The organism is Streptomyces sp. NPDC127197 (assembly GCF_042672405.1).
Taxonomy (GTDB): Bacteria; Actinomycetota; Actinomycetes; order Streptomycetales; family Streptomycetaceae; genus Streptomyces; species Streptomyces flavusporus.
Genome location: NZ_JBHXVG010000027.1, coordinates 72,859 through 97,426 on the forward strand (window position 1 = coordinate 72,859; position 24,568 = coordinate 97,426).

Consider the following 24,568-nt stretch of genomic DNA (forward strand, 5'->3'; position numbering starts at 1 on the left):
CACACGTATTCAGGTTGGCCGACTTACGCCCTTGTGTGTCTACTGAGACACATGGTTGTTTTGTGTTGGAAGAACTTTCTACCTGCCTGGTCGGCTTGATGCCTACCGATCGAAAGGACCTGTGATGATCGATCGCCGCTCTCTTCTCCGTACCAGCGGGGCCGCGGCGGCCGGCGCGCTCGGCGTAGCCGCTCTGTCGTCGACCGCCGCAGCTGCGGACTCCGATCCGACTGCAGGCGTCACACGCACCCTGCTTCAGGAACACCCCTCGCCCGCCGAGGGCTGGGAGGCCGTGCAGACGCTCGTGCAGATTCCCCGGCACAAGGAGTCGGGCCGTCACAGCCATCCCGGTGTCGAGGTCGGATACATCGTCCGCGGCGACGTCCTGATGGAGTTCGACGACCGGCCGCCGCTCCGGCTGCGCACAGGTGACCCGTTCTTCATCCCGAACGGTGTCATCCACAACGCTCGCAACGTCGGCACGGTGACCACGATGATGCTCTCCACGTACGTGGTCGACGAGACGAAGCCCCTGGTGACCAACTACTAGGACTCCTCCTTTCCTCCAGCGACGAGCCGGGCCCGACCCACGCGCTGCCTCAGTCCAGGACCTTCAGGGCCGTGGACACGGCCGACTCCAGGAACGACCGGTCCGCGCGTGCGTTGCCCATGACATGCAGGCCCTGAATGAACGTGGTCAGGAAGCGGGCCAGTTCCACCGGGCTCTGTGCGGTGCCCAGGTCGCCCCGCACCCGAGCGCGTTCCAACGCCCCGGTCAGCACGGACTCCACGGCGGCCATGGTCGACCTCACCTGTTCGACCGTGCTGCCGTGGGCGGCGCGCTCTGTCGTCGCGTTGACCAGCAGACAGCCGCGTTCAGGGTCCGACACGTCGGCCAGGGCCAGCGCGAGCAGCACACTGCGCAGCGTCGTGCGAATGTCGGGGGCGAAATCCATCTGCCCCTCGAGATCCGCGACCAGCCCGTCGCAGTAGCGTTTCAGGGCCTGTGCATACAGGCCCTCCTTGGAACCGAACGCCGCGTACAGGCTGCCACTGCCGATTCCTAGCCGGGCTGTCAGATGCGGCAGTGGCGTGGCGCTGTACCCCTGCTTCCAGAACAGCTCCATGGCCCTTTTCAGTGCCAGGTCGGTGTCGAACGCACGAGGACGTGCCATACGTGGGCCCCTTTCTCGGAGTCTTCAGCGCGTGCAGGTCAGGGCACGGCTCCCACCTTGGCGGGACATCCGTCCGGAGGCATGAGTCGACTGACTGCCGACTGCAGTGGTCGGAGAGAGAAACATCTCCTGGCCGAAGGGCGCGAAGCATGTGCGCACCTTGGCCGTATGGTGTCTGTTGGTCGGGGCAGGTCAGTGGTGCCAAATGCTTATGCTCAGGGGCATGCCTGACGGATGTTCTCCGGCTAGCCTCGACGGCATCGACGGCAACGGTCCGAGGACAAACATGCAGCTGCATTTGAACTACCCCCTGGAGCCCGACAGCGCGCCTCTCCACGCAGCTGCCATCGTCGAGGCCGCGGCCGACATCAGTGACGCCGAGCTGGACTACAGCCCCGGGAGCATCGACCTGGTGGAGGACATAGTCGACGGCTTCCGGACCGACGGTGCCACTGGCCAGGAGATGGCCGACTCCCTCGTCGCCTTCGGCTGTTACGTCGGCGAAATACTGACGCGTCACGCAGGCGCGGTCTGGCGCCTCACGCCGGACCCTCAGCACACCGTCCCCCTGGTCATGGAACTCCCCGACACACGCGAGTGCCACCCGATCGACTGGGTTTTCCGCCGCCTCAAGCTCGGCCGGCCGTACGAGATCGCACGCTCCATCGCCATCGTGGGCTGGTTCCATGCCGTGCTCGGCGACCACCAGGAAGCGATCGCCTGGTGTGAGGAGGCGCTCCCCCTGCTGAGAAAGACCGGGAACCGTCACGACGAGGCAGGCGTACAGGGCAACATCGGCTACATCAGACAGCGCCTGGGCGATGTCGAGTCCGCGATCGCGGACTACCAGAAGTCACTACGGCTCTACGAGGAGCTTCTCGACGAGTACAAGCAGGCGGAGTTGCTCAATGACCTCGCATCCGCCCAGCTGGAACTGGGAGAAGTCGAACTGGCGCGGGCGAACTGGAACCGGGCCGCCGAACTCTTCAGCGCCCTGCGCGTCGCCCGCGCCGCGGAGATGCGCGCCAAGGCGGAGTCTCTGCCACAGCCGAAAGCCCGCCTCGCCGATTGACTGACCGGCGCCGGTCGACCTTCACATGCGATGAAGCGAGGACGCGAGTGGCATTTCCGGCATGGCATCACATGTGAAGCACACCACGCCGTGCAAGGCCCCCCCGCAACCCTCCTCCGTGCCGTCCCGACCGGTGTCCCACCGCTCCTAGAATGAATTGCACTGGTGCGGTGAAGGGAAACAGCGATATGGCACACGTTCTGACACCCAAGGGACGGGCCACGCGCGCTCGAATCGTGGTCGGGGCTGCCGAAGTCCTACGGGAGACAGGCCTCACAGCAACACTGGACGACATCCGGGAACGGACCCACGCGAGCAAGAGCCAGCTGTTCCACTACTTTCCCGGGGGCAGGGAGGAGCTCCTGCTCGCGGTCGCCCACTATGAGGCGGACCGGGTCCTGGACGATCAGCAGCCGTACCTGGGCCAACTGGATACCTGGGAGGCCTGGTACCAGTGGCGGGACACGGTCGTCGAACGGTATGCGGAGCAGGGCGATACGTGTTCCCTCGGAGCACTGCTCAAACAGGTCGGCTTCGCCTCACAAGGCACCCAGGCGGTTGTCAGTGAATTGATGCGGACGTGGCAGAACCACATTGCCGACGGAATGCGGGCGCTCCAGAACAGTGGCCGACTGCCGGACGCGTTCGATGTGGACACAGCCGCCGCCGCGTTGCTGGCCGGATTGCAGGGGGGAGTGGCGCTCCTGCTCTCCACCGGGCAGATCACGCACTTGGAAGCGGCCTTGGACTGGGCAATTGCCCAGCTACGGGCCGCTGATCAGACAGCGGTATGAGTGGACCGCACGCCCCGGGCCTTGCTCTTGCGGGCTGCCAGGGCCTCGCTGAGGAGTCCGCCGAACAGCATGGGTCCTCCTCCGCAGCCGGCCCGCCGCGGACCGCGCTCCGCGAGCGCACTGAGTGCGCCATGGAGATCCACCACGTCATCCCGACTCGGATGCCTGGGCGGTCATGGGTTGGAGGCACCTGTACTCGGACACGCTCGGGTGGCAGGTGAGGCCAAGCCACGTGCCGTCGGCCGAATACCATCCGAGGAATTCGACCCCGGCCTCGATCCGGCGTCGGCACCGCGCCGCTCTTCTCGGTGTGCCTCGCGGTCGCCCCTATCGAAGGCCAGTGACGAGAAGTCAGGATCACACCTTTCGAAGGGGCGATCATGGCTGTACTCAAGGGTCCTGTTCTGCTGGTTCACGGGTTCTTTCACGGCGCCTGGTGCTGGAGCGAGGTGTCGCTCGATCTCGCCGCGCGGGGTGTGGCGTCGGTGGCCGTCGACATGCCGGGCCACGGTCTGAAGGCCAGACGGCTGGCCGCGAGCACCAGACGTCCTCATGTCCCGTCGGACTTCTCGTCCGAGAAGTCCCCGATCGCGGACGTCGACCTCGACACGGCGGCCACGGTGCTCGCCGAGCAGGCCCGGCGGGCGGGCCGTGGCGAACCAGCCACCGCGGTCGCTCACAGCATGGGCGGCGCTGCGCTGACCCTGGCTGCCGAACGCCACCCCGAGCTCTTCGGGCATCTGGTCTACGTGACCGCATACATGCCCGCCTCCGGCACCCCTTGCATCACCCATCCATCACTGCCGGAGGCTGAAGGCCAGGAGTCGCTGGGTCTGCTCGCTGCCGATCCCGCCGCAGTCGGCGCACTGCGTGTCGACACCACGGCCGACGACCTCCGGCCTGCTATCCGCAGCGCGTTCTACGGCGGTGTCGACCAGGACGTCGCGGACGCGGCGATCGCTCTCCTCGGCTGCGAGTCACCGACCGCCATGGCCACACAGCCCGTCACACTCACCGCACAGCGCTTGGGATCGGTCCCGCGTACCTACGTGCTGTACACCCAGGACAACACCATCCCTGTGGCCCTCCAGCGCCTGTTCATCACCCAGGCCGACAGCGTCTTCCCGCACAACAGGACCCACGTGGTCACGCTGGAGTCCGCACACTCACCGTTCCTGTCGATGCCCGACCGGTTGGCCGACGTCATCGCCGGGCTCGTCTGAACCAATCCGGATACGGTCGCCGAAAGCACTGTTCCTGTTGATGCCGCGCCCGCCGCGTTCGCTGGAGGCTTCGGTTCAGCCGTCGCACATCCCGCATGGATGACGGCTCGGGGCCCACTACTCACATGTATCTCGGCTGGGTGATTGCGGAGTGGCCCAGGTATTGCCCGCCGGTCGTGGCGCAGTTGGTCATCCGTCCAAACCCGCCATCGAACTGTCTGGACACCTTTCCGAGGAACAGCGTTCACTTTCTTCGCCGCGACGACGTTGCCACCTCCACCTCCGTTGCTCTGTTGTCGTCGCACTCCTTGGCCCCCACGCGTAGCACCACTCGAAGGTGCTTGATACACCTTCCGGCTCACTCCTCAGGAGGAACGTGTGAGTTCCACGCTTCGAAGAAAGACACTCGCATCGGGTGCGGCGGCTCTCGCTGTCTCCCTCGCCACCGTCTGTTCCGGCACACCGGCGCAGGCCACAGGCAGCCCGGGGACCCCCACCCCCTTGTCCGGGCACCTCCCGGCCGGCCGTTACATCGTCACCCTGAGGGACGCGCCCGTCGCGCTCTACGAAGGTGGCGTGGCCGGCCTGGCCGCCACCGCGCCGGAGCCGGGCGGAAAAGCCGAACCCAACAGCGGCGACACGCACCGCTACCGGGACTACCTCAAGGACCGGCAGAACAAGGTCGCCGCCTCGGCCGGGGCCGGGATACGCAACCGCTACACGACGGTGACCAACGGTTTCACGGCGAACCTGACGGCTGTTCAGGCCGCGAGACTGAGCCGGCAGCCGGGTGTGCTCAAGGTCAGCCCGGACGGGTGGAACAAGGTGACGGACGACTCCAGGTCGACCGACTTCCTGGGCCTGTCAGGACGGCACGGCCTGTGGTCGAAGCTCGGAGGCACCGCGAAGTCCGGAAAAGGTGTGGTGGTCGGCGTCATCGACACCGGCATCTGGCCCGAGAGCGCGTCGTTCGCCGGGCCCGCCCTGGGCACCGAGCCCCCCACGTCCAAGGATCCCTACCGCCCGTTCCTCAAGGGCGACGAGATCAAGATGAAGAAGGCCGACGGAGGCACCTTCAGCGGCCATTGCCAGACCGGTGAGGAGTTCACCGAAGCCGCCTGCAACACCAAGCTCGTCGGCGCGCGGTACTTCGGCGACGGCTGGCTGGCCGCGACGCCTCCGGAAAAGCGCAACGACTACGTGTCGCCGCGGGACGGCGGGGGCCACGGCACTCACACCGCGTCCACCGCGGCGGGCGACGCGAACGTCCCTGTGACCGTGGACGGGCATGACTTCGGGAAGATCTCCGGAGTGGCGCCGGGCGCCGTCGTATCGGCGTACAAGGCGCTGTGGACGGGCAAGGACGAACAGGACTCCGGCGGCTACGACTCCGACATCGTCGCGGCGATCGACCAGGCGGTGGCCGACGGCGTGGACGTCATCAACTTCTCGGCGGGCGGCCTGGTGGAGTCGCAGCTCGACGCGCCCATCCAGCAGGCCTTCCGGGCCGCGGCCCAGGCGGGGGTCTTCGTCTCCACGGCCGCGGGCAACCAGGGGCCCGACGCTCGGACCCTGGACAACACGGCGCCCTGGACCACCACGGTCGCGGCGAGCACGTTGGCGCTCCCCGAGGCCACCGTGAAGCTGGGCGACGGCCGGACGTTCGTCGGTGGCAGCACCACCGTGAGCGCGGTGCTCGGGCCGAAGCCGCTGGTCCGGGCCGGTGACGTGAAGACCCCCGAGGCCGGGGACGAGGCGGCACGGCTGTGCCGGGACGGCTCTCTCGACCCGGCGAAGACGGCCGGGAAAGTGGTGGTGTGCGACCGCGGCGTCACCGCCCGGGTCAGCAAGTCCGCCGAGGTGGCACGGGCGGGCGGCGTCGGCATGGTCCTGGTCAACACCACCGCCCTGGACACCGACGCGGACATCCACACCGTGCCCACCGTACATCTGAACGTCCCGGGAGCCACGACGGTCCGCGACTACGCGGCCACGCCGGGCGCCACCGTGACGCTCCAGCCAGGCGGTTCCTCTGGGGCGCCGTACCCGCAGATCGCGCCTTCTCCTCCCGCGGCCCCTCGACCGTGAACCAGGGCGCGCTGATCAAGCCGGACATCGCCGCCCCCGGCGTAGGCGTACTCGCCGCCGTCGCGCCGCCCAGCAACCTCGGTCACGACTTCGACTTCCTGTCGGGCACGTCGATGGCCGCCCCCCAGATATCCGGTCTCGCGGCCCTCTACTTCGGCGTCCACCCCACGTGGTCCCCGATGGCGGTGAAGTCCGCCATGATGACGACCGCCGTGGACACCAAGACCGCGTCCGGCGGTGCGAACACCGACCCGTACGAGCAGGGATCCGGTGAGGTCGATCCGGCCGCCATGCTCAACCCCGGCCTGGTGTACGACGCGTCGAACACCGACTGGCTCGGATACGAGGAAGGCCTCGGCATCGACACCGGGACCGGTACCGACCCCATGGATCCCAGCAACCTCAACTACCCGTCCATCTCCGTGGGCAAGTTGCTCGGCTCACGCACCATCACCCGTACGCTGACCGCGGTTCGCCCGGGCGTGTACCGGGCCTCGGTGAAGCTGCCCGGCTTCCGTGCCGAGGTCACGCCCGCCACGCTGCGCTTCACCCGCGCCGGCCAGACCGCGAAGGTGAGCATCAAGCTGACGCGCACCACCGCGGTCTCCGGCACTCCGGTCACGGGGTTCCTGACCTGGACCGGGAGCGGACAGGTCACGGTCCGCAGCCCGATCGCGGTGACCCCGTACGCGCTGCTGGCTCCCGATCGGGTCGTCGGCGCCGGGAGCGAGGGCGGCGTCTCTTACTCCCTGACCCCGGGAACCGAGAAGGTGACACTCACCGGCTACGCCCCGGTCGCGGGCCGGCCGGTGCAGGGGGAGGTCTCCGCCGCGGCGGACGGTGAGCAGGACTTCGCGTTCACGGTGCCCGAGGGCGGCAAGGCGGGCGAGTTCTTCGTCAGGACGGACAACCCCGACGCGAAGGTGGCCCTGCTGATCTGGACGGCACCGACGGACGGGCGGCCCGGGCAGATGATGGGCGACCTGAGCGCGTACGCGCACCAGGGGCGCGTCAGCCTGTCGTCCCTGCCCCCTGGCAAGTACCTCGCGTCCGTCTTCGCCTTCGACTACCTGGAGGGCACTTCCTCCACGAAGTTCACCCTCCAGTCGAACCTCGTGGGGATGGACACCCCCACGACCGGTACCTTCACCGTGTCCCCGACGCGCCCCGCCACCGAACCGGGCGTGCCGTTCACCGCCACCGGCAAGTGGTCCGGTGTGAACACGACCGCTCCGGCCACCGCGTACATCGGATACCCGGACGGCACGGGCACACTGGTCAGCATCGGCGGCTGACCGGACGGCTCCGGTGGGCCGCTCAACGGCCCGCCGGAGCTCAGGTCGTGGACCCCTTCTGGTCGACACCGCCGGAGCAGGGCCACAGTTGGAGCCGGGTGCCGTTCGCCGTTCCGTTGTCGCGTACATCCGCGCCGCACTTGTCCGCGAGACCGCTGACCAGATCGTGGCTGGAGTTCAGCACGAACCGCTGTGCGGAACCGCCATTGCAGTCCGCCGGTTCGAGGTCCAACCGCGGCTGCGCACTGCTCCCGAGCAGTCGGCACACGTCCTGGGTCATGAGCGGCTCGTCGGCCGAGCGGACGACGTCGAAAACCTTCCGGTACTCCTCGGGCAGAGCCTTCTCGTCCATCTCCATCTCCCCGTGCGGCACCAGCAGCACCGCCCGGCCCGCGGGCCTGCCCGGCAGTCGCCTCCGCGTGCAGCCTGGCCAGCACCCGCTCCGCGACCACGAGTTCCTCCTGCTGGGCCGGGACCGCCTCCAGCTCCTTGGCCATGCCTTGGGCCGGGCGGGTTCAGCCCTTGGGCAGGGCGTAGGTCCGCGCCGCGGGCACCTCGTGGGCCGGTTCGACATTCGCGAGGCCGCCGGGGGCCTTCTTTGCCGGCTTGTGGATGAAGGTCTGGTACGTCGGCGGCTTGGTGCGGTCCGAGAAGTCCAGCGGCACGCCGAGCACGGTGAGCCGGGACTGCTTGCGGTGGGCAGCGGCGATGCCCTCGCGCGTCAGGTCCTTCGCCTTGCAGGCTGCCTTGAGGTCCTCGCCGAGGACGCTGATCGCGTTCCAGCCGCTGACGACACCTGAGTCGAGCAGGTCCTTCGGGTACTTCGCCTTGTAGTCCTTGGCGAGCTTCTGCATGGCGGGGTTGTCAGTGAACGCCGGGGCGGGGCTCACCACCTGGAGCATCTTCTCCAGGGCGGGTCCGACCGGGGTCGCCATCAGCTGCGGGGCGAAGCCCGGCGAGCTGGTGAGGACCGGGACGGTGAAGCCCACGGCGGCGGCGGTGCCGACCAGGGCGGCCGTCTGACGCGGACCGGCGCTGATCAGGATCGCCTTGACGCCGGCCTGCTTGAGCGCGGTGACCTGGGCGGTCAGGTCCTGGTCGGTGGGCTTGATCTTCTGCCCGACGACGGTCAGCTTCGCCTTCTTCGCCGCGTAGGTGGCACCGGCGAGCGCGTTCTCGCCGTACTCGCCCTCGAAGTAGACGTGGCCGATCTTGTCGCCCGCCTTCAGCTTGGCCGTACGGACGACGTGGTCGACGCCGTTGATCATGTCGACGTCGTAGGTGGAGCCGACCACCTGGACGTACTCGCCGCCCAGCAGGGTGGAGGCCCAGGCCATCGGGAACGTGAGCAGGTGCTTGGACTCGAGCTCCTGCGACAGCGAGGACACCACCGGGGAGCCGACCATCTGGGACACGGCGGCCACGTTCGGCTCGGTCTCGGTGAACGCGGACACGGCCTTCTGGACGTCGTAGCCGTGGTCCTTGACAGTGATTCTGACGGTCCGGCCGCAGATGCCTCCGGAGGCGTTGAGCTGGTCGGCGTACAGCTGCTGGGCGTTGACGATGCTCTTGCCGAGCGAGGCGTACGGGCCGGTGAGGTCGGTGAGCGCGCCCAGGGTGATGGTCTTCTCCGTCACTCCGGGGCCGGTCTTGACGCCGTCGCTGCCGGCGCTGCTCGCGTCGGTACCGCTCTTGGTGCTGCAGGCCGTGGCGCTCAGGGCGAGTGCGGTGATGACGGCCGCGGCCGGGGCAAGTCGGGTGCTTCTCATGGGGTGTGCTCCTTCGGGGTGGTGCGGGTGCGGAGAGGGAAACGCCGGGTGCGGGGGGAGTCGTCGCCCTTGCGGCGCGGCCGTCTGTGGGCCAGTCCGGCCAGGCCGCCGGGGGCGAAGATCAGAACGAGGACGATCGCGGTGCCGTAGAGATAGCGGGCCGCGTCGCCCGGGGACACGCCGGATCCCGTGGTGCCGGGAGCGGTGAGCAGGGGCAGGCCGTCGGCGTACTTGGTGAGCAGGTGGGGGATCAGGGCGACGAAGACGGCGCCGCAGGCCGCGCCGCCCACCGAGCCGAGGCCGCCGATGACGATCATCGCGAGGTAGTCGATGGACAGCAGCAGGCCGAAGTGGTCGGGGACGACGCGCTTGAACACCAGGGCCAGCAGGGCGCCCGCGGCACCCGCGTACATCGAGGAGACGATGAACGCGGAGGCGCGGTAGCGGGTGAGATGGACTCCCATCACGGCGGCGGCGACCTCGCTGTCGCGTACGGCGCCGAGGGCGCGGCCGGGGCGTCCGCGCAGGATGTTGCGGGCGGCGAGCCAGGCCACGGCCATCAGGGCCAGGCCGACGTACCACAGGCGCTCCAGCCCCCCGAAGGGGACGCCGAGGACGGCGAGCCCGTCAGGGGAAGTGTCGGTGAAGGAGAAGCCGAATATGTCCAGCGGCGGTACGGAACGGCCGTTGAAGCCGCCGGTGACCTGCGGGGCGTTGAGCATCATGTGATGGCCGAGGAAGACCAGGGCGAGGGTGGCGATGCCCAGGTACATGCCGCGCAGCCGGCCGGAGATGGGGCTGAACAGGCCGCCCGCCGCGCCGGCGAGCACGATCGCCAGCACGAAGGCGAGGACCGGCGGGAGCCCGAGGCCGTACAGGCTGCTGGAACCGGTGCCGGACGGCTCGGCCGCCAGCCACACATAGCCGTACGCGCCGACGGCGAGGAAGAAGGCGTGGCCGAGGGAGAGCTGGCCCGTCGTCCCGGAGAGCAGGTTCAGCCCGATGGCGCCGATGACGGCGGCCATGGCGAACAGGCCCGTCTGAAGCCAGAACGAGGTGACGTAGAAGGGGAGGGCGAGCAGGACCAGTACGCCGGCGGCCGGAGCGGCCGCGCGCCGCCCGCGGGGACCGAGCCTGCCGGACCAGCCGGCCTGGACGGACGGGGAATCGGCGGCCGCGGGGGCGGGAACCGCCATGGTGTCGACGGTGCCAGTGGTGTCATGGGAGCCAGTGGTGTCGCGGGTGTCAGACACGGGTCAGCTCCTTCGATCCGAAGAGACCGGTGGGCCGGACCAGGAGCACGAGCACCATCACGAGGTAGGGGGCCACATCGGAGAATCCGGCGCCGAGAACGCTCAGTTCGTTCTGGTAGCCGGCGGCCATCGCCGCGGTCAGGCCGATCACCAGACTTCCGACGAGCGCGCCGGCGGCCGAGTCCATGCCGCCGAGGATCGCCGCGGGGAAGGCGCTCAAGGCGATCTGACTGGTCGTACGGTCGAGTCCCGGCGCGGGGAACGCGGCGAGGAACACGGCGGCGAGCGCGGCCAGCGCCCCGGCGACGCACCAGGCGATGAGCCGTACGCGGTCCAGCCGGATGCCCATCAGGGCCGCGGCTTCCGGGTCGGCGGCGGCGGACCGCATGGACAGGCCCCAGCGGGACCAGCGGAAGGCGGCGAAGAACGCGCCGATGACGATGACCGCGACGACGATGCTCGCGATCCGGGCGTCGGCGACGGTGATGCTGCCGAGCCGGGTCACATCGGCGCCCCAGGGGTCGCCCATGGTGAGGTAGTCGGCGCCGACCTGCCGGTTGAGTTCGGTGCTGAGCAGGACGTCCACGCCGATGGTGAGGATGGTCAGTGTGTGGATCTCCGCGCCGCGCAGGCCGCGGGTGGCCAGCAGCTGGACGAGTCCGGCGAGGGCCGCGGCGAGCGCGGCGCCGACGAGGACGGCGGGGATGAAGCCGATGGCGTCGTGGAGGCGGGCCGTGACACAGCCGCCGAAGAGCAGCAGGGAGCCGTGCGCGAAGTTCATCACGCCGGACGCTTTGAAGATCACGACGAAGCCCAGAGCTATCAGGGCGTAGACGGAGCCGAGCGCCAGTCCGTTGAGGACGGTTTCGGTGAGTTTGATCATGATGCTTCCTCCGAGTCGCGCTCGGTGTCCGGGGCGGTGGCCTCGGCGGTGTCCGTGCCGGTGTCCGTGTCCGTGGCAGATTCCGGTTCCGGCTCGGTGTCCTGGACCGGGGTGCCGAGATACGCGCTGATGACCGCTGGGTCGTTCTGGATGCGCTCGGGCGGCCCGTCCGCGATGAGGCGGCCGAAGTCGAGCACGGTCACCGAGTCGGCGATCCGCATGATCAGCCCCATGTCGTGCTCGACGATGAGGATCGAGATGTTCAGGGCGTCACGCACCCGGGCGATCGTCTCGGCCATGGCCGAGCGCTCGGTGGGGTGCATGCCGGCGACGGGCTCGTCGAGCAGCAGCAGCCTGGGCTCCATGCAGAGCGCACGCGCCATCTCCACCCGCTTGCGGTCGCCGTAGGCGAGCCCGCCGACCGGCTTGTCGAACGCCGGGCCGAGGCCCAGGAAGTCGGCGATCTCGGCCGCGCGCTCCCGGTGGCGGCGCTGCTCGCGCACCGTATGGGGCAGCCGCAGCGCGCTCGCCGTGAAGCCTGCCCGGGTCAGCCGGTGGCGGCCGAGCATGAGGTTGTCGGCGACGGTCCCGTGGGTCAGCACGATGTTCTGGAAGGTGCGGGCCACGCCGAGCTGGGCGATGCGGTGCGGTGCGAAGCGGGTGAGGTCCTTGTCCGCGTACCGGACGGCTCCGGCGGTGGCGCGGTAGACGCCCGAGATGACGTTGAAACAGGTCGACTTGCCCGCGCCGTTGGGGCCGATGAGCGCGTGGATCGTGCCGGGCGCGACCGTGAAGGACAGGTCGTCGAGGGCGACCAGGCCGGAGAAACGCACGGTCAGGTTCTCGACCGTGAGGGCCGGGACCGGGTCGGGTCCTCTGTCCGGTGGGGTCGTGGCGGCCTCGGGGGTCGTGGCCGTCGTGCCGATGCTCATCCGTTCCACCTGCCAAGCTCGGTCAGTCCCGGTCCCGTCACGGAAGGAGCGCTCGCGGCCGTCGCGTACGCGGCGTCGCCGTCCGCGTCGGGCGTGCCGCAGCCGGTCTCGTACGTCTCGCCCAGGTACAGCCGTCGCACCTCGTCCGCCGCGGCGAGGTCGGCCGATGCCCCCTCCAGCCGCACCTGGCCGACGTCCAGCACCGACGCGCGGTCGGACAGCTCCAGGGCCATAGCGGCGTTCTGCTCGACGAGGAGGATCGAGGTCCCCTGGGCGTTGATCTGACGGATGATCTCCGCGATGCGCTGGACCATCAGCGGCGCGAGCCCCAGCGAGGGCTCGTCGAGGAGCAGCAGCCGCGGCGCCGCCATCAGCGCGCGGCCCATCGCGAGCATCTGCTGCTCGCCGCCGGACATCAGCCCGGCGGCCTGCCGCCGCCGCTCGGCCAGCACCGGGAACTGCGCGAAGACGCGCTCGCGGGCCGTCCGCAGCTCGGCGCGGGAGCGGCATGCCGACCCCAGGAACCCGGCCCGGAGGTTGTCCTCCACCGAAAGGGCGCCGAAGATCCGCCGGCCCTCGGGCACCTGCACCACCCCGGCGGCCACGGACCGCGCGGCGTCGCCGCTCAGCCGTACACCGTCGAAGTGCACCGTGCCGCGCTCGACCGTGCCGCGGTGCAGTGCGAGGGTCCCCGAGACCGCACGGAGCAGCGTGGACTTTCCCGCTCCGTTGGAGCCGAGTACGGCCACGATCCGGCCCTGCGGTACGGTCAGCGACACCCCGTGGAGCGCCTGCACGGACCGTCCGTAGCTGACGTGCAGATCGCTGACCCGAAGGGTCCCCGCCTCGGTTTCTGGTGGGCTCATCAGGGCGTTCTCCTTGCTCATCGTCGAGCGGGCGCGTGCCGGGCGCCGGACTGGAGCGCTACGAGAACACGGTGGTAGCGGGGCGTCCATGGACTGGGAGCGAGTCGCTGTCAGCTCCCAGCCGGGGCGTGATCCGCTTGTGAGGGGGCACAATCCGTACCTCCTGCTGTGCGTGGATCATCACGATTTGACGGACGTTTCGTTTCAGGGAGTGACCGACTGCTTAGCATGTGGATTCCTTGAAGCGCGCTCCATGGGCACACGCCGATCGCCGGCCGGTGGAGCCACTCACCTGCGACCCGCGCAGCGCAAGACATGGCGACCCGCCGTGCTGTTCTCGCACGCCCCGTCCGTCTGGAGGGTCCATGCACACCAGTTCCGTCCGTGGCGCGGTCCGCCCCCGCGTCACCACCGCCAGCACTGCCACCACCACCGCCGGTCCGCGGCCTGATGCCGCCGCCGTCGGCCCACCCCCCGGCGCCACCGCCGTCGGCTCGCCACCGACCCTGCCCGAGCCCGCCGACGAGCCCTCGCCGCACCAGCTCTTCGACCACGCCTGCCGGCGCCTGCTCGGGCGCGGCCGGGCATTCAGCGACACCGTGGTGGACCAGATCCGCACCGAGGTGCCGTACTACGCCGACCCGGTGCTCGCACCGCCCGACCTGCCGCAGTCCGTGTACAAGGGCGTACGCATCACCCTGGAGGCCGCCCTCGACCCGGACCGGATCATGGACGTCGAGCGCTACACCCGTGAGCTCGGCATCCGCCGGGCCGAGGAGAGCCGCCCCCTCGACGAGGTGCTGCACGCCTTCCGGGTAGCCGGATCGGAGGTCTGGAGCGGGATCATCGGCGCCGTGGAGCGGGACGGCCTCGGCGACCAGCGGCACCTCGTGCGCGTGGCCGAGCTGGTGTGGAAGAGCAACGACCGCGACTGCGTCCTGCTGGCCGACGCCTACCGCCAGGTCGCCAAGGGTGTGGCCAGCCGCCATACCGAGCGCGTTCGCCTGATCCTTGCCGCCGTACTGGAGAGCCGCAACGACCCGGCGTTCATCCGGGACGCGGCGTCGATCCTCAACCTGCCGCCCGACGGACGCTTCGCGGTCGCGGAGATACGGGCCACGCCGCCCTTCGGCCGCACGCCCGACGCCGTCCCGGAGATCCGCGGCATGCGCGTCCTGCGCCACACCGGGGGGCGGCGCGATGTGCTCGTCGCGCATCTCGGCGACCGCCCGCTCGACGCGCTTGTCTCCGCCCTCGACGCCGGTCCCGGCATGCGCATCGGCGTCAGCCCGGTCGTCCAGGGTCTGGAGAACCTGCCCCGTGCGCGGGACATGGCCGGACTCGCCCTGCGCACCTGCCGGGGAGACGGCGAGGTCGCCCGGCTCGACGCCCGTCTACCCGACGGTCTGCTCATCTCACGGCCCGACCTGTCCGCCGAACTCGCCCTGCGGGTGCTCCGGCCGCTGTACGACCTGGAGCCCGCCGACCGCGAAACGCTGATCGACACGCTCGGGGTGTGGATCGAGAAGGGCGGCTCGGCGGTCCAGGCGGCCCGGCACATGCTGTGCCACCGCAACACGGTGTTGAACCGGCTGCGCCGCTTCGAGCAGATCACAGGGCTCGAACTGTCCCGCCCCCGCGACCTCGTACGGCTCACGCTCGCGTTCGACGCACTCCAACTGCTCGGGCCTGCGGCCGTCCTCGGCGGCGCGGACGCCTGGGATCGCGACGTGGACGGCTGAGGCCGCAGGTTGCGACGTATGTCCACCGCGAGCACGCGATGCGTGCCCCGGCTCGGGCCGCCGCGCATGCCCGTCACCTCTCCCGGCGGCCGTACCGCTGTGGCCGGTTTCCTTCCCGCGGGTGGCTGAATGGGCATCAGCACAGTCACCGCCCTCCGGCGTTGGGAGCGGACAACGGCGTGCCCGAAGCGCATGGACTGACTGGTCGGTACGTGCTCTGGTGAGCCCGCATCAGGGGCAATGCCGTCAGGGGCAATGCCCGCGCAAGGCATCGCCCGAGCCGGGCGATGCGCGCATCCCTGCCCGCCAGGAGAGCTCCATGGCCCATCAGCACGCCCATCCGCACACCCCCCAGCACCATCAAAGACCCCGGCCCCACCCGCCCGGCAGATCCTTCCTGCTCGTCAACGGACTGACCTTCGCGGTCCACCTCCTGCTCGCCTGCACCGCCGAGGACCTGCTGGCCACGCGAGTCGCCGGAGAGATCACCCTCGGCGTCGTCGCACTCCTCGCCCAGGGTTCGCTCCTGCTGTGGACGGCGGCGCGCTACGACCGCACCCCCTACGGCGAAGCCCCTTACGACGAGACCCCCTACGGCGAGGCCTCGTACGAGCCGCAGGGGGAGCGCTGATGCTTCCTCAGATGCTGCTTGCCGCAGGGGCACCCGGCACCCTCGACCTGGACACGGACACCCGCTCCTGGGTCCTCGTCGGCTTTCTGACGTTCATCGTCCCGATGCTGCTCATCTGTGTGCTCAACGGCCCCGAGCGCGACCGGGTCAACGACTTCTACACCGCGGGCCGCAGGCTGCGCCCCGTGCAGGGCGCCATCGTCCTCTCCGGCGTCTATCTCTCCGCCGCAACCGTGCTCGGTACGACGGGAGCCGTCGCGGTCTTCGGCTTCGACGGCCTGTTCATCGCCCTGTGCACCGTGCTGTCGCTCGGCGTCCTGCTCCTGCTGGCCGGCCCGCTGCGCGAGCGCGGCAGTTACACCCTCGGCGACACCTTCGCCCTGCGCGCCCCGGGGCCCGCTGTGCGGATTGCGGCCGCCGTCGTCACGTTGAGCGCCTGTATCCCGTATCTGATCGTCCAGCTCTCCGGCGCGGGCCGGACCACCGCCATGCTGCTCGGCCTTTCCGGGCCGGGCGCCGAACAGACCGTCATCGTCATGATCGGCACGCTCGTCGTCTGCGCCACGGCCTTCGGCGGGATGCGAGGCATGATCGCGCTCCAGATCATCAAGACAGTGTTCCTGCTCGCCATGGCGCTCGCCGTGGCCGCGGTGCTGCTCCACCGCTTCCACTGGAGCGCCGACTCCCTCATCGACACCGCCGCTCGGGGCAGCGGCCGACCCGAGGGCTATATGCGTCCCGGCCTGCGCTTCGCCGCCGGCGGCCCGGTCGAGAGCACGCTCGACTTCATCGGCCTGATGATCACCGTGGTGCTGGGCGTGGCGTGCCTGCCCCATGTCGCCACCCAGCTCAACACCGCGCCCGACCCGGCCGCCGCCCGACGTACGGTCCGCCACACCATCGGGATCGTCGGCGCCGTCTGCCTCGTCACCACCGTGATGGGCTTCGGTGCCGCGGCGGTGATCGGTGCCCCGAAGATTCTCGCCGCCGATCCCGGAGCCACCAGCAGCCTGCTGATGCTCACCGGCGATCTGGCGGGAGGATCGTCGGCGCAGACGGGCGAGGCATGGCTCGTCGTGCTGGTCGCCTGCGCGGTGTTCCTCACGACCCTTGCGGTTGTCGCGAGCGTGACCCTGGCGGCGGCGGGCGCGGTCGCCCACGATCTCGTCACCAACGTGGTGCGCCGCGGGCGTACCACCGAGGGCCGCGAGGTGGCCGCGGCCCGTATCGCGTCCGCCCTGGTCGGGGTGCTGAGCATCTGCTGCGCGGTGTGGGTCCAGGGCTGGAACATGGGCTTCCTGTCCACGCTCTCCCTGGCGGTGGCGGCCTCCTGCCTGCTCCCGGCGCTGGTGTACGCGTTGTTCTGGCGCGGCTTCACACGCCGGGGACTGCTGTGGACGCTGTACGGCGGCCTGGGCTCCGCGATCGGACTCCAGGTGTGCAGCCCCGTCTTCTCGGGCAACCCGATGGCGCTGGTGCCCGAGTGGCACATCGACTGGTTCCCGCTCCAGACAGTCGCCCTGGTGTCGCTGCCCGTCGCGTTCCTGCTCGGCTGGCTCGGCAGCGTGACGGGACAGCGGCATACGGCCCCGGTGGCAGAGGCGCCGGTCAAGCCTGACGCACTGACGCACTGACGCACGAAGGCGGCGGGCGGCGGAGCGCCCTCACACGCTCCACCGACCGCCGCTTCCACGGCAAGCCGAGTAAGGGAGTCAATTGCTACGTCTGTGCGCCGAAGAGGCCGTATCGGGCCGCGGATCACCCCCCCGAGCGTCTGGGTGCCGGAGGCGGGCATGCTCGAAGGCCTCGGCGTCTTCCTGTCCGACCGGGTGTTCGGCGAGTACCGACGAGACCTGCTCACCGAAACCCTGGACCGGATGGACGCCGACGCCCAGCGCGAACGCGAGCTACGCGCGGCATCCCTGCGCAGGGCCGTCGCCGAGGCGGAGACCAAGGACAAACGGCTCCTGCGCGGCCTGGAACTGGTCTACAACCCTGACCAGAGCTTCGTCCGGGACCTCAACGAGCGCCGAGTCGAGTGCCGGTCACCTCGGTCGACGTGACCGACATGCCGGACGCACTGTCGCGCCGCCTCTTCGAGACACTCCGGCTGGAGATCCGCTATGACCACAGGACGGAACCGGCCACCTGTCGCGTCACACTGACCAGTGGCAGCATTGATGCCATCGCCGATATGGCGGACCTCCTGCCCGGCCGACCGGGCGGGGCGATGCCGCGAACGAGCGAAGAGGAAGGAATGGCAGCGGAGAGGAAGACGTCGCCGGCAACCTTCTGCGTGGCGCCCCCGGCGGGATTCGAACCTGCTCACCGGCTGTGGAGCACTCCGGCGCGGTGGGCCGGTCAGCGCCAACTCGACCCGCCCCGGTGCTGAGCCGACCGAGCATGGTGGCCCCATCACCACCCGGATCGGATGGTTGATCGCGGTTGGCGCGTGGACGGCGGCGTGGCCGAGCCGGATCCGCCGCGTCTGCGGGGAGAGCACGGTCTGGAACAGCTCCGGCGCCAAGGAGAGACTGAACCCCGCCGCACCGAGGTGCTCGGCCTGCACCAGCAGCCGTAGCCGAGTTCGGTCGGGGAGCCAGGACCGCTCCAACGCCTTTGTGATGCGCTGGTATTCGTGAACGTCGCCCACATGGTCGCGGGTCCTGGATCTCGCTGAAGATGTCGAGTCTCACCCGTGCGGCAGCCCCTCTGGTGTTCCGGTTCGGCCGAAGAGCCGATGAGTGCGGGCGACATGTCCGTTCACCCCGCTCCTGCCCACGCCACTTGACGATCTGCTTGACCGGATCCCCGGTGTACGACCGGGGAGTTCGCGTGGCATACGGTCCCTGCATCCGCAGGAGTGCGGTGGCGATGTCCATGGTGCCCGCGAGGCAGGCGGCGTGGGCGAGGTAGTTGAGGTCGCGTAGCTCCGAGGGCGGCACGGCGCTGTCGGGGCGCCCCATGATCCAGCGCTCCCAGGTCGATGCCCTGCTGGCGTGCGACTTCTTCGAGACGGTCACCCTGACTGGGGCGTGGCTGTACGTGTTCGTGGTGATCGAGCACGCCAACCGCCGGATCCGGATCTTGGGCGCGACCGCGCACCCGTCCGCGGCCTGGGTGGTCCAGGCCGCGAAGAATCTCGCCATGGACCTGGAGGACGCGGGTTGCCGGGCAAGGTTCTTGATCCGGGACAGGGATGGGAAGTTCCCTGAGCTGTTCGATGCCGTCTTGAAGGACGCGGGGATCGAGGTTGTGCTCAGCGGCGTACAGCTGCCGCGAATGAACTCGATTACGGAGAGGTGGGTGCAGACGTGTCGGCGTGAGCTGCTGGACCGCACGTTGATCTGGAACCAGCACCACCTCCACTACGTCCTGCGGGAGTTCGAGCGGTTCTACAACTCCCATCGGCCGCATCAGGGCCTCGCGAACGCCCAGCCGCTGCACCCCCTGCCCCAGGCAATCATCGATCCAGGGCAGATCGCCCGCCTCGACATACGTAGGCGTGAATGCCTGCCTGGGCCTCTGAGGGGCCCTGTCACTCCCCGGAACGGCGCTCCCCGGCACAGCACGGCCTGCCGCCCTGCCCATCCCTCCCGCAGCCTGTACGTGGGTGGCGCAGGAGCCTTCCGGGTCGGGCTCATGGTCCACGTCACCGCGTTCGTGGCCTGCGCCTGCGGCCCAGTACCGGCAAAGGGTTGGAGACATGAGCAAGGGTGCCAGGGAAGTAGTAGTCGTCATCGGGTCAGGCAGCATCGGCCTCGCGATCGCGCGCCGCGTCGGTGCCGGCCGTACCGTGCTGCTCGCCGACCACAGCGAGAAAGCGGCCGCGGCCGCCGCCGAACGACTGCGCAGCGAGGGGTACGAGGTGACAACCCGGGTCACCGACGTCTCCGACCACGACGCGGTCGAGGCGCTCGCCGACGCGGCGGCGGCGCTCGGGCCGGTGACCCAGGTCGTGCACACCGCCGGCGTTTCCCCCGCCCAGGCGAGCATCGAGCGGATCCTGCACGTCGACCTCGTGGGTACGGCGATGGTCCTGGACGCGTTCGCACGCGTCGTCGCTCGCGGCGGGGCCGGCATCGTGATCGCCAGCATGGCCGGGCACCGGGAGAGCCCCTACGTCCCGGAGATCGAGCATGCGCTCGTCACCACCGAGACCTCGAAGCTGCTTGAGCTGCCCTTCCTCCAGCCCGGCCAGGTCGGCTCCACCGTCCATGCCTACGCACTGTCCAAGCGGGCCAACTCCTTGCGGGTGCAGACCGCCGCCGTCGCGTGGGGCAAGCGCGGAGCCCGTGTCAACGCCGTCAGCCCCGGCGTCATCATCACGCCCCTGGCCCGGGACGAGCTGTCCGGGCCCCGCGGCGAGTGGTTCGAGCAGGTGCGCAAGGTGTCGGCGGCGGGACGCTTCGGCACGCCCGACGAGGTCGCCGACGCGGCCGTCTTCCTCCTCGACCGTCAGGCGGGCTTCATCACCGGCGCCGACCTCCTCATGGACGGCGGAGTGACCGCAGCACTGCGCACCGGGGAACCCCCTGACCAGCCAGGAGCCCGACTTCAGCCATTCATCACACTCCTCTCCGCGCCAGGACGCGGAGCCCACATATGTCCCTTGACACCACGGCAGACGGAGGAACCATGACAACTGCACCCATGACCGTGTCGGTGGTCGGCGCGACGGGCAGCATCGGACGGCTCGTCGTGGCCGAGTCGATCGCTCGGGGGCACGTCACCCGTGCTGTGGTACGTGACGCTGCGAAGGCGGAGCGGCAGCTCCCCGCCGAGGCACAGGTCGCCGTCGCCGACGTCACGCGGCCCGAGACCCTGCACAAGGCCGTCGCCGACATCGACGCCATCGTGCTGACACACGGCTCCGACGGCACCGCCCACTCGTCGCCCGAGACCGTCGACTACGCCGGAGTCCGCAACATCCTGGCCGCCCTGGACGGACAGACGCCCCGTATCGTGCTGATGACCGCCATCGGCGTCACCTCCCGCAGCAGCGTGTACGACCATCTGGTCGAGTGGAAGCGCCGTTCCGAGCGCCTGGTCCGTGCCAGCGGCCTTCCGTACACGATCGTGCGGCCGGGCTGGTTCGACATGAACGGTCCCGACGACCACCGCCTCGTCTTCCTGCAGGGAGACAAGCGGCGTTCCGGAAGCCCCGCCGACGGCGTCATCTCCCGCGCGCAGATCGCCCAGGTGCTGGTGGAGGCCGTCACCGTCCCGGAAGCAGTGGGCCGGACCTTCGAACTGATCGCGGAACAGGGCCCCGCGCCCAGCGACCTGGTTCCGCTGTTCGCCGCGCTGGACCAGGACGCGCCCGGCGCCCTGGACGCGGTCCGCGACGAGAACAACATGCCCCTGGCCAAGGAGCCTCAGCGGGTCCGCGACGACCTCGAAGCGGTCCGGGCACTCGCCGGGTCCTGACGGCACCGTGAAGGGGCGCCGTCCACGTCCATGTCCGAGTACCGGACCGGTCTTCCACAACGACAGGATCCACTGTGCAGCCGTCAGCTGATCAGGGTGCCCGAGAGGAAATCCTCGAGGCTCACCATGCCCATCTCGAAGCGATGGACAAGGGTGACACCGAGGCGCTGGACCAGTTGTTGGACGACGACTTCACCCTCACCCATCTGACCGGCTACAAGCAGCCGAAGAAGGAGTGGTTGTCGCAGATGCGGGCAGGCCGGTTCGTGTACCACACGATCGACGAGAAGAACCTGACCCTGGATGTCGAGGGTGACACCGCCCGCCTCGTCGTCCGGACCGTCACGGACGCGACGGTGTACGGCACGCGCACGAACTGGCGATTGCAACTGGCCACCGACTACGCCCGCAGAGGTGACACCTGGGCCACGCTCCGCACCGTCGCCACGACCTGGTGACCGGGATGCCCACGACAGGCTGCGATCAGCCGGCAACGTGTCCGTGGTCCGGTCGGACGCTGCGGCGTAGTTCCGCGTACCACCACGTCTCGGTGACGGCCACCGCCGCCAGCACCGCGACGACCCCCCCCAGCGCCGCCAACGGCGGCAGTACGACGGCCGCCGGGAGCCAGGCCGGCAACAGGCACAGGGCGGTCAGCCGGAACGGGCCCCAGACCCCTGCCGAGACACGGCCGAAGAGCAGCAGTCCGGCGAGGTAGGTGGCGGCTCCGCCGCACAGCGCGCCGGCGTAGAAGCCGCCCAGGCCCTTGCCGCTGTCGGCATACGCCACGACCCCTTCGACGCCGAGGGCGGCCAGGACGATGCCTGCCGCGATGGGGAAGTGGGCGTAGCCGTAGGCATGGACCGCCAGGCTCAGACGGGCCTGGCCCCGCGTCTCGTCCAGCCTGTGCTCCACCAGCACGCTCACCACGTCGAAGTACAGCCACCACAGCGCCGCCCCCGCACCGACGCCAAGGACTCCCGCGGCCAGCAATGCTGTGGTGACCGGATGGTCAGTGGCCCCGGCGGCCATGGCGATGAGCGACTCGCCGATGGCGATGATGACGAACAGCTGGTGCCGTTCGGTGAAGTACGCGGCGCTGTGGATGCGCCAGCTGCCGCGTCGGGAGGTGAGGTAGACGCCGCCCCAGTCCACGACGATCGCCGCCGCGTACAGCGCCGTCTGCCATCCACCGCCGATCGCCGCGCCCGTGATCAGCAGGGCGGAACCGCTGACCACCGACGGCCAGGACACGGCGATCTGACGCAGCAGCCCCCGGTCGTCGCACGCCGGACGGGCGTAGATGACGAGGTGCACGCAGCGCACGAACAGATAGGCGCAGGGCAGGACCAACGGCCCGTACAGACCACCCGGAGCGTCGTCCCACGCCTCAGGGACGGTCAGTGCCGACGGCGAGGCCGTAGACGACGAGCGCGGTGCCGTCGTTGATCAGGCTCTCGGCGCGCAGCAGCGTGACGTTGCGGCGGGGCAGGGACTTGGCCAGGACGCCGACGGCGGTGGCGTCGGTCGGGGCGACGGCCGCGCCCAGTACCCAGGCCGGGCCCCAACCGAGACCCAGAGCATGGGCCACGACGGCGACGGCACCGGCGGTCGCGATCACCAGGGTGGTGCCCATCAGAATGATGCCGCGCAGGTCGCGCCGGATCTGGCGGAGCGAGGTCGTCAGGCTCTCCCAGTACAGCAGCGCGGGCAGGAACAGCAGCAACACCACCTCGGGCGGCAGATGGACCTCACGCAGTGCGGGGACGAAACCCAGCAGCGCACCGATGACAAGCAGCAGCACGGGCGGTGCGACACGCAGGCGGTGCCCGATGCCCTCCCCGAGGAGCAGGGCGAGCCCCAGGACCACGATGAGATCGAGGCCGAGCACGGCGTGTCTCCCGTCGTTTGTGCAGGTGGTTGCAGGAATCGAGGCCCCGTACGGGGGCGTCACGGGGGAGACGGCCCCCGTACGGGGTGCTTTCGGGCCTGTCAGCGGCTCACGCCAGCGTCGAGGTGTCGATGACGAAGCGGTAGCGGACGTCGGAGGCGAGGACGCGGTCGTACGCCTCGTTGATCTTCTCGGCCGGGATGACCTCGACCTCGGCACCGATGCCGTGCTCGCTGGCGAAGTCGAGCATCTCCTGCGTCTGAGGCAGACCGCCGATGAGGGAGCCGGCGAAGGTGCGGCCCTTCATCAGCAGGGAGAAGACGTTGACCGACAGAGGCTCGGCCGGGGCACCGACGTTGACCAGGGCGCCGTCGACGGCCAGCAGGCCGAGGTAGGCGTCGAGATCGAGTTTCGCGCTGACCATGTTGATGATCAGGTCGAAGATGCCGGCCAGCTTCTCGAAGGTCTCCGGGTCGCTGGAGGCGTGGTAGTGGTCGGCGCCGAGCTTCTTGCCGTCGTCCTGCTTCTTCAGCGACTGCGACAGCACGGTGACCTCGGCACCCATGGCGTGGGCGAACTTCACGGCCATGTGGCCGAGCCCGCCGAAACCGATGACGGCGACCTTCTTGCCGGGGCCGGCGCCCCAGTGCCGCAGTGGCGAGTACGTGGTGATGCCGGCGCACAGCAGCGGCGCCGCGTTGGCCAGGTCGACGTTGTCGGGGAGCTTCAGGACGAAGTCCTGGTCCACGGTGATGCGGGTGGAGTAGCCGCCCTGCGTGAACTGGCCGTACTTGTCGGTGTCGCCGAAGGTGAGGGTGCCGCCGCCCTGGACGCAGTACTGCTCGCGGCCGGCCTTGCAGTACTCGCACTCGCGGCAGGAGTCGACCAGGCAGCCGACGCCGACCTTGTCGCCGACGGCGTACTTGGTGACCTCGGAGCCGACCTCGGCGACCACGCCGGCGATCTCATGGCCGGGCACGACCGGGTAGGTCTGCTCGCCCCACTCGCTGCGGGCGTGGTGGATGTCGGAGTGGCAGATGCCGCAGTACTTGATGTCGATGAGGACGTCACGCGGGCCGACCTCACGCCGCTCGATCGTCATCGGGGTGAGCGGTTCGGTCGCGGACGTGGCGGCGTACGCGTTTGCGGTAAGCACAACTCTCCTGTGGGGGCTGGTGTTCCGGATGAGCGGTGGCCGGGGTCCCGGCCACCGGAGTCTGGGGGAGGCCGGGCACCTGGCGGGGGACGAGCTGCCTGGTCGGGGAGCTCGCCCGCTGGCTGGTGACGGCCTGGATGACGGACGCGGCGCAGCGCCCGTACTTGCTTCGGTAGGCGGCGTCCACGGCGTCGTCGATCTCCTCGTCGGCGTCGACGAAGGTGACGTCCTTCGTCACGCCGCCGGCCCCGATGGCCCAGCCGGCACCGGCACCGCCTGCGCGGCTGGTTTCGACGCCGGCGGATCGCTGCGTGGAGGCGGCGGCACGGGGCACGGGTGTCTCTCCCGGGAACGAGGTGGTTCATCTG

Annotated in this window: 24 protein-coding genes and 2 pseudogenes; 14 read left to right on the forward strand and 12 right to left on the reverse strand. The window is 69.7% G+C overall.

The window, feature by feature from the left end:
- Positions 1-124: 124 nt before the first annotated feature.
- Positions 125-550: a cupin domain-containing protein gene (locus ACFVJQ_RS32655; protein ID WP_385273042.1), complete on the forward strand. Its 426-nt coding sequence runs from the start codon at positions 125-127 to the stop codon at positions 548-550.
- 49 nt (positions 551-599) lie between these two features.
- On the opposite strand, the gene ACFVJQ_RS32660 is transcribed toward ACFVJQ_RS32655, so the two are convergent.
- Positions 600-1,175 carry a TetR/AcrR family transcriptional regulator gene (locus ACFVJQ_RS32660; RefSeq protein ID WP_385516187.1) on the reverse strand — a complete coding sequence of 192 codons (576 nt, stop codon included), beginning with the start codon at positions 1,173-1,175 and terminating at the stop codon, positions 600-602.
- Positions 1,176-1,461: 286 nt separating this feature from the next.
- On the opposite strand from ACFVJQ_RS32660, the gene ACFVJQ_RS32665 reads away from it, so the two are divergent.
- The 5 genes from ACFVJQ_RS32665 (at position 1,462) to ACFVJQ_RS32685 (ending at position 7,647) form a co-directional block, all read left to right on the forward strand.
- Positions 1,462-2,247: a tetratricopeptide repeat protein gene (locus ACFVJQ_RS32665; RefSeq protein ID WP_385516186.1), complete on the forward strand. Its 786-nt coding sequence runs from the start codon at positions 1,462-1,464 to the stop codon at positions 2,245-2,247.
- Between the two features lie 188 nt (positions 2,248-2,435).
- Positions 2,436-3,041 (forward strand): TetR/AcrR family transcriptional regulator, encoded by a 606-nt coding sequence (locus tag ACFVJQ_RS32670; protein WP_385516185.1) that lies wholly within the window; start codon positions 2,436-2,438, stop codon positions 3,039-3,041.
- A gap of 380 nt (positions 3,042-3,421) precedes the next feature.
- On the forward strand, positions 3,422-4,264 hold the full coding sequence (locus ACFVJQ_RS32675; RefSeq protein ID WP_385789210.1) for an alpha/beta hydrolase: 843 nt from the start codon (positions 3,422-3,424) through the stop codon (positions 4,262-4,264).
- A gap of 378 nt (positions 4,265-4,642) precedes the next feature.
- Positions 4,643-6,352, forward strand: coding sequence for a S8 family serine peptidase (locus ACFVJQ_RS32680; RefSeq protein ID WP_385789212.1), 1,710 nt, complete (start codon positions 4,643-4,645; stop codon positions 6,350-6,352).
- Positions 6,349-7,647, forward strand: a complete 1,299-nt coding sequence (locus ACFVJQ_RS32685) for a S8 family serine peptidase (protein WP_385789214.1) — start codon at positions 6,349-6,351, stop codon at positions 7,645-7,647. Before ACFVJQ_RS32680 ends, ACFVJQ_RS32685 begins: the two co-directional genes overlap by 4 nt.
- 40 nt (positions 7,648-7,687) lie before the next feature.
- On the opposite strand, the gene ACFVJQ_RS32690 is transcribed toward ACFVJQ_RS32685, so the two are convergent.
- The 6 genes from ACFVJQ_RS32690 to ACFVJQ_RS32715 form a co-directional block, all read right to left on the reverse strand.
- Positions 7,688-7,999: a hypothetical protein gene (locus ACFVJQ_RS32690; RefSeq protein ID WP_385516182.1), complete on the reverse strand. Its 312-nt coding sequence runs from the start codon at positions 7,997-7,999 to the stop codon at positions 7,688-7,690.
- A gap of 163 nt (positions 8,000-8,162) precedes the next feature.
- Positions 8,163-9,416, reverse strand: coding sequence for an ABC transporter substrate-binding protein (locus ACFVJQ_RS32695; RefSeq protein ID WP_385789216.1), 1,254 nt, complete (start codon positions 9,414-9,416; stop codon positions 8,163-8,165).
- Positions 9,413-10,669 (reverse strand): branched-chain amino acid ABC transporter permease, encoded by a 1,257-nt coding sequence (locus tag ACFVJQ_RS32700; RefSeq protein ID WP_385789218.1) that lies wholly within the window; start codon positions 10,667-10,669, stop codon positions 9,413-9,415. Before ACFVJQ_RS32700 ends, ACFVJQ_RS32695 begins: the two co-directional genes overlap by 4 nt.
- Positions 10,662-11,552, reverse strand: a complete 891-nt coding sequence (locus ACFVJQ_RS32705; protein ID WP_385516179.1) for a branched-chain amino acid ABC transporter permease — start codon at positions 11,550-11,552, stop codon at positions 10,662-10,664. Before ACFVJQ_RS32705 ends, ACFVJQ_RS32700 begins: the two co-directional genes overlap by 8 nt.
- On the reverse strand, positions 11,549-12,484 hold the full coding sequence (locus ACFVJQ_RS32710) for an ABC transporter ATP-binding protein (RefSeq protein WP_385789220.1): 936 nt from the start codon (positions 12,482-12,484) through the stop codon (positions 11,549-11,551). Before ACFVJQ_RS32710 ends, ACFVJQ_RS32705 begins: the two co-directional genes overlap by 4 nt.
- Positions 12,481-13,350, reverse strand: coding sequence for an ABC transporter ATP-binding protein (locus ACFVJQ_RS32715; protein WP_385516177.1), 870 nt, complete (start codon positions 13,348-13,350; stop codon positions 12,481-12,483). The genes ACFVJQ_RS32710 and ACFVJQ_RS32715 overlap by 4 nt, the downstream gene beginning before the upstream one ends.
- Before the next feature lie 365 nt (positions 13,351-13,715).
- On the opposite strand from ACFVJQ_RS32715, the gene ACFVJQ_RS32720 reads away from it, so the two are divergent.
- From ACFVJQ_RS32720 to ACFVJQ_RS32735, 4 genes are all read left to right on the forward strand, one after another.
- Entirely contained in the window at positions 13,716-15,092 is a 1,377-nt protein-coding gene (locus ACFVJQ_RS32720) for a PucR family transcriptional regulator (protein WP_385516176.1), read from the forward strand.
- A 319-nt stretch (positions 15,093-15,411) separates the two neighbouring features.
- Positions 15,412-15,723: a hypothetical protein gene (locus tag ACFVJQ_RS32725; RefSeq protein WP_385516175.1), complete on the forward strand. Its 312-nt coding sequence runs from the start codon at positions 15,412-15,414 to the stop codon at positions 15,721-15,723.
- On the forward strand, positions 15,723-17,357 hold the full coding sequence (locus tag ACFVJQ_RS32730; RefSeq protein WP_385789223.1) for a cation acetate symporter: 1,635 nt from the start codon (positions 15,723-15,725) through the stop codon (positions 17,355-17,357). The genes ACFVJQ_RS32725 and ACFVJQ_RS32730 overlap by 1 nt, the downstream gene beginning before the upstream one ends.
- 159 nt (positions 17,358-17,516) lie before the next feature.
- A complete protein-coding gene (locus ACFVJQ_RS32735) occupies positions 17,517-17,786 on the forward strand; it encodes a hypothetical protein (protein ID WP_385789225.1) in 270 nt (89 codons plus the stop codon).
- Positions 17,787-18,503: 717 nt separating this feature from the next.
- Here ACFVJQ_RS32735 and ACFVJQ_RS32740 read toward each other — a convergent pair.
- Positions 18,504-18,707: pseudogene (locus ACFVJQ_RS32740) on the reverse strand (hypothetical protein); the annotation flags it as partial.
- Here ACFVJQ_RS32740 and ACFVJQ_RS32745 point away from each other — a divergent pair.
- The 4 genes and pseudogenes from ACFVJQ_RS32745 to ACFVJQ_RS32760 all read left to right on the forward strand — a co-directional run.
- Positions 18,697-19,251: pseudogene (locus tag ACFVJQ_RS32745) on the forward strand (integrase core domain-containing protein); the annotation flags it as partial. The pseudogenes ACFVJQ_RS32740 and ACFVJQ_RS32745 overlap by 11 nt on opposite strands.
- A 178-nt stretch (positions 19,252-19,429) precedes the next feature.
- A complete protein-coding gene (locus ACFVJQ_RS32750) occupies positions 19,430-20,365 on the forward strand; it encodes an SDR family oxidoreductase (RefSeq protein WP_385789227.1) in 936 nt (311 codons plus the stop codon).
- Positions 20,362-21,153 (forward strand): SDR family oxidoreductase, encoded by a 792-nt coding sequence (locus ACFVJQ_RS32755; RefSeq protein WP_385789229.1) that lies wholly within the window; start codon positions 20,362-20,364, stop codon positions 21,151-21,153. The genes ACFVJQ_RS32750 and ACFVJQ_RS32755 overlap by 4 nt, the downstream gene beginning before the upstream one ends.
- A gap of 74 nt (positions 21,154-21,227) precedes the next feature.
- Positions 21,228-21,611 (forward strand): nuclear transport factor 2 family protein, encoded by a 384-nt coding sequence (locus tag ACFVJQ_RS32760; protein ID WP_385516171.1) that lies wholly within the window; start codon positions 21,228-21,230, stop codon positions 21,609-21,611.
- Positions 21,612-21,636: 25 nt separating this feature from the next.
- On the opposite strand, the gene ACFVJQ_RS32765 is transcribed toward ACFVJQ_RS32760, so the two are convergent.
- The 4 genes from ACFVJQ_RS32765 to ACFVJQ_RS32780 all read right to left on the reverse strand — a co-directional run bounded on the left by ACFVJQ_RS32765 (position 21,637) and on the right by ACFVJQ_RS32780 (position 24,534).
- Positions 21,637-22,506: a low temperature requirement protein A gene (locus tag ACFVJQ_RS32765; RefSeq protein WP_385789231.1), complete on the reverse strand. Its 870-nt coding sequence runs from the start codon at positions 22,504-22,506 to the stop codon at positions 21,637-21,639.
- A gap of 37 nt (positions 22,507-22,543) precedes the next feature.
- Positions 22,544-23,044 carry a cation:proton antiporter gene (locus tag ACFVJQ_RS32770; protein ID WP_385516169.1) on the reverse strand — a complete coding sequence of 167 codons (501 nt, stop codon included), beginning with the start codon at positions 23,042-23,044 and terminating at the stop codon, positions 22,544-22,546.
- A gap of 109 nt (positions 23,045-23,153) precedes the next feature.
- On the reverse strand, positions 23,154-24,200 hold the full coding sequence (locus ACFVJQ_RS32775; protein ID WP_385789233.1) for an NAD(P)-dependent alcohol dehydrogenase: 1,047 nt from the start codon (positions 24,198-24,200) through the stop codon (positions 23,154-23,156).
- The gene (locus ACFVJQ_RS32780; protein WP_385516167.1) at positions 24,127-24,534 is read right to left on the reverse strand and encodes a DUF2255 family protein; all 408 of its coding nucleotides are present in this window, start codon (positions 24,532-24,534) and stop codon (positions 24,127-24,129) included. The genes ACFVJQ_RS32775 and ACFVJQ_RS32780 overlap by 74 nt, the downstream gene beginning before the upstream one ends.
- Between the last annotated feature and the right edge of the window lie 34 nt (positions 24,535-24,568).

Bases quoted from the DNA above. Each gene is read 5' to 3' on its own strand.
- ACFVJQ_RS32665 (WP_385516186.1), top strand. From the start codon at position 1,462: ATGCAGCTGCATTTGAACTACCCCCTGGAGCCCGACAGCGCGCCTCTC.
- ACFVJQ_RS32675 (WP_385789210.1), top strand. From the start codon at position 3,422: ATGGCTGTACTCAAGGGTCCTGTTCTGCTGGTTCACGGGTTCTTTCAC.
- ACFVJQ_RS32695 (WP_385789216.1), bottom strand. From the start codon at position 9,416: ATGAGAAGCACCCGACTTGCCCCGGCCGCGGCCGTCATCACCGCACTC.
- ACFVJQ_RS32720 (WP_385516176.1), top strand. From the start codon at position 13,716: ATGCACACCAGTTCCGTCCGTGGCGCGGTCCGCCCCCGCGTCACCACC.
- ACFVJQ_RS32705 (WP_385516179.1), bottom strand. From the start codon at position 11,552: ATGATCAAACTCACCGAAACCGTCCTCAACGGACTGGCGCTCGGCTCC.
- ACFVJQ_RS32715 (WP_385516177.1), bottom strand. From the start codon at position 13,350: ATGAGCCCACCAGAAACCGAGGCGGGGACCCTTCGGGTCAGCGATCTG.
- ACFVJQ_RS32735 (WP_385789225.1), top strand. From the start codon at position 17,517: ATGCTCGAAGGCCTCGGCGTCTTCCTGTCCGACCGGGTGTTCGGCGAG.
- ACFVJQ_RS32725 (WP_385516175.1), top strand. From the start codon at position 15,412: ATGGCCCATCAGCACGCCCATCCGCACACCCCCCAGCACCATCAAAGA.
- ACFVJQ_RS32710 (WP_385789220.1), bottom strand. From the start codon at position 12,484: ATGAGCATCGGCACGACGGCCACGACCCCCGAGGCCGCCACGACCCCA.
- ACFVJQ_RS32660 (WP_385516187.1), bottom strand. From the start codon at position 1,175: ATGGCACGTCCTCGTGCGTTCGACACCGACCTGGCACTGAAAAGGGCC.
- ACFVJQ_RS32670 (WP_385516185.1), top strand. From the start codon at position 2,436: ATGGCACACGTTCTGACACCCAAGGGACGGGCCACGCGCGCTCGAATC.
- ACFVJQ_RS32730 (WP_385789223.1), top strand. From the start codon at position 15,723: ATGCTTCCTCAGATGCTGCTTGCCGCAGGGGCACCCGGCACCCTCGAC.
- ACFVJQ_RS32655 (WP_385273042.1), top strand. From the start codon at position 125: ATGATCGATCGCCGCTCTCTTCTCCGTACCAGCGGGGCCGCGGCGGCC.
- ACFVJQ_RS32690 (WP_385516182.1), bottom strand. From the start codon at position 7,999: ATGGACGAGAAGGCTCTGCCCGAGGAGTACCGGAAGGTTTTCGACGTC.
- ACFVJQ_RS32755 (WP_385789229.1), top strand. From the start codon at position 20,362: ATGACAACTGCACCCATGACCGTGTCGGTGGTCGGCGCGACGGGCAGC.
- ACFVJQ_RS32750 (WP_385789227.1), top strand. From the start codon at position 19,430: ATGAGCAAGGGTGCCAGGGAAGTAGTAGTCGTCATCGGGTCAGGCAGC.